This window comes from Streptomyces alkaliterrae (genome assembly GCF_007097205.2).
In the GTDB taxonomy this organism is placed as follows: Bacteria; Actinomycetota; Actinomycetes; order Streptomycetales; family Streptomycetaceae; genus Streptomyces; species Streptomyces alkaliterrae.
The window spans coordinates 1-1668 of record NZ_VJYK02000554.1 but is presented as its reverse complement, the minus strand read 5'-3'; the positions used below and the strand labels follow the sequence as shown (position 1 = coordinate 1668).

The 1668-nt window shown below is 76.8% G+C and carries 2 protein-coding genes; both read right to left on the bottom strand.

Annotation, left to right across the window (positions count from 1 at the left end; all coding sequences use genetic code 11):
* On the bottom strand, positions 1 to 871 hold an 871-nt coding region (locus tag FNX44_RS26675; protein ID WP_143651536.1), incomplete at its 3' end, for a S8 family serine peptidase.
* On the bottom strand, positions 871 to 1572 hold the full coding sequence (locus tag FNX44_RS26670) for a hypothetical protein (RefSeq protein ID WP_143651535.1): 702 nt from the start codon (positions 1570 to 1572) through the stop codon (positions 871 to 873). The genes FNX44_RS26675 and FNX44_RS26670, both read right to left, overlap by 1 nt.
* Positions 1573 to 1668: the final 96 nt, after the last annotated feature.

The window sequence follows — 1668 nt, the reverse complement described above, 5'->3', positions numbered from 1 at the left end:
AGTAGCCCACCTCGGCGCGCCGCTCGTTCAGCGCGAGCGTGACGAGTCCCACGGTCCCCACCAGGGTGCCGTCCTGGTCGAAGACGCCGAGGTTGTACGCGGTGTTCTCGCGCCAGCCGCCGGGCGCGCTGACGGTGGCGTACCACCGGCGGGTGCTGAAGGTGGCCCGGGCGCCGTTGCGGTCGACGGCGGTCACCGCGATGACGCCGGGATAGGCGGCCGGGTAGGAGACGCGGTCGCCCTTCTCGCCGCCGTTTCCGGCGGAGGCGACCACCACGGCGCCCTTGCGCAGCGCGTAGCGGACGGCGGCGTCCTCCTTCGGGTCGGGGTGCGCGGAGGCGCTGTCGTCGCCGAGCGAGAGGTTGATCACGTCGGCGCCCTGGTCGACCGCCCAGCGGATGCCCTCGGCGAGCGCTCCGCCCCGGGTCGCGCGGGCGCGGCGGCGCTGCGGGTCCTCGTCCTCCAGCAGCACCCGGACGGGGAGTACCTGCGCCTCGGGGGCGATGCCGATCACGCCGTCGGCGCCGCCCGGGCCGTGGCCGCGGCCGGCGATGATGCCCGCCATGGCGGTGCCGTGCCGGGCCCAGGTGCGGTCGCCGCGCCGGGCGCCGAAGCCGACCGCGTCCTTGCCCTCCAGTACCGCGCCCCTGAGGTCCCGGTGCTCGGCGTCTACCCCGGTGTCCAGGACGGCGACGGTGACGCCGGCGCCCTTGGTGGTCTTCCACGCCTCCCGGGCCCCGATCATGTCGAGCGACCACTGGCGGTCGCGGACCTCGTCGGCCCGCGCGGTCGAGACCGGCTGGATCAGCAGCAGCGCGGCGGCGAGCGCGGCGAGCGCGCGTGTGCGGCGGAGGGCTCGGATGGCTGTCATCAGGGCTCCACGGTCTGTGCGGCCGCCCGGCGCACCACGCGTTCCACGCGGTCGGCGATGCCCTTGGCGTCGTGGCCGAGGCCGGCCTGGGCCGGTGCGGTGGTCTCGCCGCGGCGGACGGCCTCGGCGGCGGGCTGCGGGTCGCTGACGTTGCGGCCGTCGGCGTAGCCGGTGACGGCGAACACCACGATCGGCGCGTCGTCCAGCACGCGGACCGTCCAGCTGGCCCGCTGGGCGTCGCCGAAGCCGGCGGCGGCCGTGCCGCGTACCGGGTAGGGGCGCGGCATCAGGTCGGGGCGGGCGTCCAGGGTCTCGTCGGCGAAGCGCTGCCGCAGTGCCCGCATGCCGTCGGCGTCGGCGCGGGTGAAGACCATGCCGACGGTGGTGACGCTGGTGGCGGTCTCGTCGACGTAGGTGGCCCGCACCAGTCGGCGGCAGCCCACCGAGGAGAGCGCCCTGGCCAGCAGTTCGTCGAAGGCGTGCTTGCAGGTGCCGTCAGGGGCGGCCGCCAGGCGGGTCCAGCGGCGGTCCGCGCCGCCGGGTCCGGCGCCGTCCCCGCGCAGCTCGCGTGGGAAGAGGTCGTCGACGGGGATCTCGCGCCACAGGTCTGCGGCGGCGTGGAAGCCGGCGGCGCGTTCGCTCCCTGAGTCGGTCAGCCAGGTGCCGGCGGCGGCACCGCCGAGCAGGCCGGCGCCGAGCACCAGGCAGAGCGCGACGGCGGTGAGCCGGGCGCGGCCGCGGCGCCCGGGGCCGGCGGACGCGGGACCGGTCGCGAGGGGACCGGCTATCTCTTATAC